Here is a 7,110-nt window from a genome sequence, read left to right on the forward strand (position 1 = left end):
TATTTAATCCCTATATTTCTATTTCAATTTTATCATTTTTGAAATAAGAAAACAAATTTTACTGGTTCAGTTTTAGGGGTTCATTATACTTTACTCTTATTATGAAAATAAAAGATTTAGCATATGTACCAACTGTTATAATATGAGCATATTTGGAGTTGTAGCAATATCACTTGTAAGGTTATCTCTTTTGATGATATTATCATACTTCTTAATCAATCCATAAAAGAAAATCAATAGGTAAATAATGAAATCACAAATACCAAATTTAAGTAACTCACAAGATATTTTTATCAAATCAAAAGATTTTATCTTATTACAGTGGCTCTCTTATGATTCACCAAAAAAGATATTGAAACAACATAATATAGATAAACAACATTTTTTAGATGAATATGCCAGTGGTGTTTTTGACTATTTTATGGAAATAATAGATGAAAAAGTTGATTTACAAAGCTGCCCAATAATGGAAAGTTTACTCTCTTTCTTAAAACAAAGAGAGATAAGTGCGGATGAACTTTTTGAAATATGTAGTTATTTTCGCCGTTCTATGGTAGATTTTTCTTATGATAAAGCTCTTGATTCTAAAGATATGGCTAATGAAATTTCTTACATTTTTGATAAATGTTTTAGAGAAATATTAAAAAACTATACAGATTCTATTTTTCAAAAATTAACAGATGCAAGACTTGAAACTGATAAAGCATCTAGAGCAAAAGAGTTCTTCTTATCAAATATGTCACATGAGATTAGGACTCCTTTAAACGCAATTTTAGGCTTTGTAAAGCTTTTAATTGAAGAAGATGTGTCTAAGAAACATAGAAGATATCTAGATATTATTTTAAATAGTGGAGAAAACCTTTTAAGTATTATTAATGATATCCTAGATTTCTCAAAACTTCGTAGTGGTGAGTTTACTATTGAACCAAAGATATTTGAACTTCATGATGAAATAACTCATACTATGGAGCTTTTTGTCGCTAGTGCTAATGCAAAAGAGATTACTATTACCTCTTATATTGATCCTTACATTCCAAAAGAGTTATATGCAGATGCTCTAAGAATCAAACAAATCTTGTCTAACTTTTTAAGTAATGCTGTGAAGTTTACTCCAAGAGGTGGACATATAAGTGTTGAAGCCTACTCTCGTAATGGAACTCTAACTTTAAGTGTAAGAGATAATGGTGTAGGTATAGCAGAAAATGATATTAAAAATATTTTCACAGCCTTTACCCAGGTTAAATTTAGCGATCAAAAATTTTTAGATGGAACAGGTTTAGGTCTTTCAATCAGTCATCAGCTAGCAAAACATATGAATGGAAATGTACATGCTACCTCAAGTCTTGGTAGTGGAAGTAGGTTTTGGGTTGATATTCCTGTAGTAGCTCATAGTGAACTTTGTCCAATTTCTGAAGATGTGAGTGATTTTACCCCTCTTAAAATTGTTGTCTACTCAAAAAAATCTAAAAATATTTATAAAGAAGAATCATTTATGAGATATGCAGATGTCTTTGGTATGAATGCAGAGATTGTAGATAACCTCGATTGTTATTTTGATATAGCTCTTTTTATAGAAGATGATGTAGACAAAGAGTTTATATCTAATGCAATAAATTCAGATAAAAAATTTATAGCAATGGCAAGTAAAGCTAGTGATAAATATGACAAATATAATCATATAGTCGCTATTTCATTCCCTCTATACTGCTCAAAGATTAGAGATACTTTTAGTGAGTTATTTAATCCAGATACCTATGTCCCTCGTGAACATGAACTCTCTACTCAGTACATAGGCCATCTACTTGTAGCAGAGGATAACGAAGCAAATCAGGAGCTTATTAAAATAATACTTTTAAAATATGGATTAAGTTTTGATATTGCGGTCAATGGTCATGAAGCTGTTGAGTTTTACAAAAAAAATAATTATGATTTTATTTTAATGGATGAGCAGATGCCGATAATGGATGGTACTGAGGCAGTAAAAAAGATTTCTAAGTATGAAATTAAAAAAGGACTTAGACATACTCCTGTATCAGCACTTACAGCTAATGTTATTAAAGGTGCTAAAGAGAGAGGCTTATCAAGCGGATATGATTCTTTTTTAGGTAAGCCAATTATTTTAAAAGAGTTAGAAAAAGTTTTTGCACTATATTTAAAAGTTGATACTCGTAAAGTACGTGAAGTAAAAAATGACATTCCTCAAAATGGAATAATTGGCTTAGATTCTGTAAAACTAAAAAAAGATCTTATGCTTAGTGATGAAGAGTTGATTATGCTTTTGAGTCTTTTTATTAAAAAGATGAAAAAACAGATACCTGAATTGAGCAAATTAATAGATAGAAAAGATTATAGAAAAATCGCGCTAAGTGCTCATAGCATAAGAGGATCAAGTGGAAACTTTAGAATAGAGTGTATACAAAAAGATTCAAGTGAGATGGAAAGTATGGCAAAGTCTGAAAATAGTGAATATAACTATAGAGAAGTTTTTGATAGAATTAAAAGTAGAGTAGAGGAGATAAAGATCGCTTAAGATCTTTTCTCTTTTTTATATAAATTATTCTTCTATATAATAACCAATACCCGAAGCATTTTTAATAATATCAGTTTCTAGTTTATTTCTAAGTCTCCAAACTAATGTTCTAACACTATTTTCTGTTGCACCGTTTTCATCCCAAACATATGCCATCGCTTGTTCAAAACTAACAACAAGACCAAGTTGTGCTACAAGTAAACGCAAGAAAGCATTCTCTTTTTTAGTAAGTTTGATTTTTTTACCATTATAAAAAGTTTCACAAACACTAATATCAAGATGGTAGTTGTCTCCAAAAGGAACGATAGGTTTATCAGATGTTCTTTTTGAATAAAGAAGTTTTTCTAAGTTTAGTTTATCGACTTTTAATGAGTCTATATTATCTTTTCTTTCATTTTCTGCTTCATACTTAAAAATAGCCATCTGAATGCTTGCATGAAGTGAGTCTGGGTCAAAAGGTTTTACAATATAACCGTATGGTTCAGTAAGTTTTGCTTGAGAAATAATATTATCATCACTGTAAGAAGTTAGATATATAAATGGAATATTGTATTTTTGTCGAACGACTTTTGCTAGTTCTATTCCATCGTTACTCTCATCTAGAGAGATGTCTATAATAACTAAATCAGGTTTATATGCTTGAATTTTGTTTTTAGCTTTAACTGCATTTTCACATATTGCAATAACGTCGTATCCTTGTTTTTGAAGGGATATTTTAAGATTTAATGCTGTTATTTCATCATCTTCTACAACCATAATACTATTTTTAACCATTTAAGACCTTTCTCGTATCAAAAAATAATAATTATTTTGTGATATGTAATTGGTAATATTATAATATAACTTTTTGTTATTTACAATAGATTAATGACAAAATTGTATGCTTTTAGTATAAATGCAATAAATATTTTACTTATTCAGTGCTGAATGTGATGGATACAACACTTTTCCACAGGGTACAACTAATGAAGAAGTCTTAAGATGCACATCTTGATCATCAAAAAATATGTGTGCCTTAAAGGCTTTAAGAATTTTGCTCTTCTCAATCCCACCTAAAAAGAAAGCTTCATCTACATAAACACCCCAGTGTCTCAATGTTTTGATAACTCTTATATCTGATGGAGAATTTCTAGCTGTAACTAAAGCTATACGCACAGGAGAGAGTTCCATCTTCATAGGAAGTCTTTCTTGCAAGCCTGCTAATTTTTTTAAAAAAGATGCAAAAGGTCCTTCATTCATCGGAATATCTTGCGAACTATTTTCTTTTTCATGAAACGCTTCTATGCCATCTTTTTTATAAACTAACTCACTCTCTTCATCAAAAAGAACAGCATCTCCATCAAAAGCTATCCTCACTTGACCCTCTGGTATATCACATTTGTACTCAGGTGGAATAGATAAAATAGCAGAAGCACATACTTTTTTGTCTATGACTTTTTGTGCATCTGATTCGTTTGTAGTTAAAAATAAATCAACACCAAAAGCGTCTAAATAATCAGCACTTGATTCTCCAGCAGTAAAAGCGGAACGTGTGATATTTAGGTTTAATTTTTTTATATTATTTAAAACTATTACTCCAGTATCAGGAGAATTTCTTGACATTATCACAACTTCTACAAGTGGAGTATCTCCATCTTTTTTGTACTTATTTAAGTCAAGCAGAGCTTTAATAAGAGGATAACCAATACCTTCTTTTAATGGCAGGTGCTCATTTTTAAGCATATATGCTCTGTATGCACCAATAGCATTCTCAGGATCTTTTTTAAACTCTTTTTCAAAAAACTTATCTTCTTTAGAGAGATCAAAAAGAGCTGTAGCCGAGATGCCAATTACGAGAGTATTTTCTAAGTTAAATGCCAAAATAAATCCTTTTTCTAAATATATTATAGTAGAATTCTTTTATGTCTTACTTTGTTTATATACTAGAGTGTAGTGACAACACTTTATACACCGGAATCTCTACTGATATTGATAGACGATTAGATGAGCATAACAACTCAGATAAAGGTGCAAAGTACACGAAAATACGCCGTCCTGTTAAGCTTGTTTACACAGAAGAGCAAGATGATAGAAGCTCTGCTTCAAAACGAGAATACGCCATAAAAAAACTAAAAAGAAAAGAGAAATTGGAATTGATTAATGCTTAATATATATGTTGATGGAGATGCTTTTCCAAACCTTTTAAAGCCAATTTTATTTCGTTCAATTGTGAGACTTGGGCTCAAAACCTTTGTAGTCGCAAACAAAAAAGTAGATATTGGTAAATCTAAAAATATTACTTATATGATTGTAGAAGCAGGAGCTGATGAAGCTGACCATAAGATTGTTGAGATGGTTCAAGAGGGCGATATGGTAATCACTGCAGATATACCTTTAGCAGATAGAGTTATAAGTAAAAATGCTCATGCAATTGATCATCGTGGAGAATTATATAGCGTTGATAATATCAAACAATATCTTGCAATGAGAGACTTGATGGAGAAGATTCGTGAAAGTGGAGAGATAACTAAAGGGCCAAAAGCATTTTCAAGTAAGGATGCACATGAGTTCGCAAATCAGTTAAATAGCTTTTTAGCTAAATATGTAAAGAACTAGTCTAATCTCCAGTAAAAAATATCTTTACGACCCTCAGAACTAAATAGCTCTTTTTCATTTATAAATTTTATTTGATTTATGGGCTTATCATGACCTACTAAACGATTCCCTTTTACCTTGGTAGTTGGGTTAAATAGTTGCAAATGATGTTCTTCTCCACTTGAATAAAGAGCAATCTTTGCACTTGGACTCAGACCTACACAGTAGACTAAAAAGTTACTCTTAATATGATAATCTTTTTGCCCATCTTGATAAACAGCTACTCTTCTATCTTGTCCTGCGGTAAGAACAATACCATTACTGTAAGCAACATGGTAAATGTTATCAACATTTTGTGAATCGTAGGACTGTTTTAGTTTTGAACTCTTAGCATCTAGAATTTTTATAGCACCACTCTCATCGGCAATAACTATTTCACTCTTATCTGAGCTTAGTATCATATCCCCAAGTGTGCTGTGTGAAGCTTGAGTTTTATAAAGATTATATTGCTCAGCTGTATCATGAAGTATAACCTCTGAGCCTAAAGTTCCAAATATTATTTGTTCATCACTTAAAAAACGAGCCTCTTTAATAGTTAACTTTTTTTCTTCATTGATAATATTTTTAAGTTCATAATTTTCGTATATCCAGACATTTCTAAAGGCATCTTTGCCTATGCTAACTATAAGAATTTTTCCATTTAGATAATCAACGCTTAGGATGTTTGGAGCTATGAGTTTGTTAAGAGATGTTATAAGTGGGGGAAGAACTATCTGGTTAACAATCTTCTTGGTATTTAGATTGAAGACATCTATTGTCCCCATATCATTTGCAGCATAGAGATAGTTTGTATTTACAACAAAGTCACTGACATAACCAACAGAACGAAGTTTGAAAGTTGGTTTGATGTCTTTAGCATCTAATAAGCACAGTAGTAAAAGAAAAGAGATAATTATTTTAAACATGAGGACATTATACAAAGATAATCTTTACGAGATAAAGAAAAAAATAAGTTAATATAAATTCTTATGTAGATATAATTATCTAAGTGTCATATATGAAAGAAGGTAATGTTATGGAGCTTATGGTTGAAAATGTTTTAAATATTGGAGAAGATGAATTTTATAGGGCTTCTCGATATAAACTTCCATTAACAGTTATACTAATAAATTCAATTGATCGTAAAGCTTTTGATATAATAGATGAAAATATAAGACAAACAGATATAGTTCAACAACTTAGCTCAGATCTATTGATAGTGTTTTTAGCACATACAGATAATTTAAAATCAATGAAGTTTATAGACAAAATAAAAAATAAGCTTAACTTTTCATATACTTGTAGTGAGTTTAAAAGTTCTGAATTAAAATTTGTAAAAAAACTTTTTTTAGATAATTTTGATAAAAACAGTAGTTACTAAAGAGCGTCAAGCGCATCTTTTAGTATCTTATACTCCTCTTCGTCTATAGCTCCAAGAGCTAGCTTTTTTACTAGTTCTTCATCTTTTAGTTTTTTTCCCATTATTTTTATGCCTGAAGTATTTAGATGTTTGTGTATTAAGTTATCTTTTCTTCTTATGTCTTTTCTATCTTGTATAGAGTGCTCAAGCTCATACTTTTTAGCATTTCTTCTAGATATAAAAAATGAAATAATTCCCATGATGGAAAAAATAGTAAAAAATAGAAGTGCTTCATTGAAGATTCCGCTTAAATAAGCGGACTCCATACCTTGAGTATCTGTTGGTGATTTCATAATAAATTTTCTTATATATACTGATATTATAACCATAACTCTGTTTAAAGAATATACTTAGGCTTCTTTATTTGCTTCGTTTAAAATTTTTGTTATAATAGATGTATATAGTGCTATTTATGAAAATACCTTTTAATGATTTTGGAGATTATCAATGAATATAATGAACCCCTAAAACTGAACCAGTAAAATTTGTTTTCTTATTTCAAAAATGATAAAATTGAAATAGAAAATATAGGGATTAAATATGAGTG

At 29.9% G+C, this 7,110-nt stretch carries 8 protein-coding genes; 4 read left to right on the forward strand and 4 right to left on the reverse strand.

Translation table 11 applies throughout. The features are described 5' to 3' along the window. The first annotated feature begins 247 nt into the window (after positions 1-247). Complete coding sequence (locus tag QZZ48_RS13240) at positions 248-2,530, forward strand: hybrid sensor histidine kinase/response regulator (RefSeq protein WP_294966649.1); 2,283 nt, start codon at positions 248-250, stop codon at positions 2,528-2,530. Between the two features lie 24 nt (positions 2,531-2,554). On the opposite strand, the gene QZZ48_RS13245 is transcribed toward QZZ48_RS13240, so the two are convergent. Then, entirely contained in the window at positions 2,555-3,304 is a 750-nt protein-coding gene (locus QZZ48_RS13245; protein WP_294966651.1) for a response regulator, read from the reverse strand. 135 nt (positions 3,305-3,439) lie between these two features. Then, entirely contained in the window at positions 3,440-4,390 is a 951-nt protein-coding gene (locus QZZ48_RS13250; protein ID WP_294966653.1) for a 5'-nucleotidase, read from the reverse strand. 41 nt (positions 4,391-4,431) lie between these two features. Between QZZ48_RS13250 and QZZ48_RS13255 the strand changes: the two genes are divergently transcribed. Beyond that, positions 4,432-4,677, forward strand: a complete 246-nt coding sequence (locus QZZ48_RS13255) for a GIY-YIG nuclease family protein (RefSeq protein ID WP_294966655.1) — start codon at positions 4,432-4,434, stop codon at positions 4,675-4,677. After that, positions 4,670-5,125: a YaiI/YqxD family protein gene (locus QZZ48_RS13260; protein ID WP_294966657.1), complete on the forward strand. Its 456-nt coding sequence runs from the start codon at positions 4,670-4,672 to the stop codon at positions 5,123-5,125. Before QZZ48_RS13255 ends, QZZ48_RS13260 begins: the two co-directional genes overlap by 8 nt. On the opposite strand, the gene QZZ48_RS13265 is transcribed toward QZZ48_RS13260, so the two are convergent. Continuing rightward, a complete protein-coding gene (locus QZZ48_RS13265) occupies positions 5,122-6,084 on the reverse strand; it encodes a nitrate reductase (protein ID WP_294966659.1) in 963 nt (320 codons plus the stop codon). The genes QZZ48_RS13260 and QZZ48_RS13265 overlap by 4 nt on opposite strands. Before the next feature lie 77 nt (positions 6,085-6,161). Between QZZ48_RS13265 and QZZ48_RS13270 the strand changes: the two genes are divergently transcribed. After that, positions 6,162-6,524, forward strand: a complete 363-nt coding sequence (locus tag QZZ48_RS13270; protein WP_294966661.1) for a hypothetical protein — start codon at positions 6,162-6,164, stop codon at positions 6,522-6,524. On the opposite strand, the gene QZZ48_RS13275 is transcribed toward QZZ48_RS13270, so the two are convergent. Next, entirely contained in the window at positions 6,521-6,856 is a 336-nt protein-coding gene (locus QZZ48_RS13275) for a hypothetical protein (protein ID WP_294966662.1), read from the reverse strand. The genes QZZ48_RS13270 and QZZ48_RS13275 overlap by 4 nt on opposite strands. Positions 6,857-7,110 lie beyond the last annotated feature (254 nt).

The organism is Sulfurimonas sp. (assembly GCF_016744025.1).
Classification (GTDB): Bacteria; Campylobacterota; Campylobacteria; order Campylobacterales; family Sulfurimonadaceae; genus Sulfurimonas.

What these genes read in the sequence shown, in the direction of transcription:
- QZZ48_RS13255 (WP_294966655.1), top strand. Translation starts at nt 4,432, where the DNA reads ATGTCTTACTTTGTTTATATACTAGAGTGTAGTGACAACACTTTATAC.
- QZZ48_RS13245 (WP_294966651.1), bottom strand. Translation starts at nt 3,304, where the DNA reads ATGGTTAAAAATAGTATTATGGTTGTAGAAGATGATGAAATAACAGCA.
- QZZ48_RS13260 (WP_294966657.1), top strand. Translation starts at nt 4,670, where the DNA reads ATGCTTAATATATATGTTGATGGAGATGCTTTTCCAAACCTTTTAAAG.
- QZZ48_RS13275 (WP_294966662.1), bottom strand. Translation starts at nt 6,856, where the DNA reads ATGAAATCACCAACAGATACTCAAGGTATGGAGTCCGCTTATTTAAGC.
- QZZ48_RS13270 (WP_294966661.1), top strand. Translation starts at nt 6,162, where the DNA reads ATGAAAGAAGGTAATGTTATGGAGCTTATGGTTGAAAATGTTTTAAAT.
- QZZ48_RS13240 (WP_294966649.1), top strand. Translation starts at nt 248, where the DNA reads ATGAAATCACAAATACCAAATTTAAGTAACTCACAAGATATTTTTATC.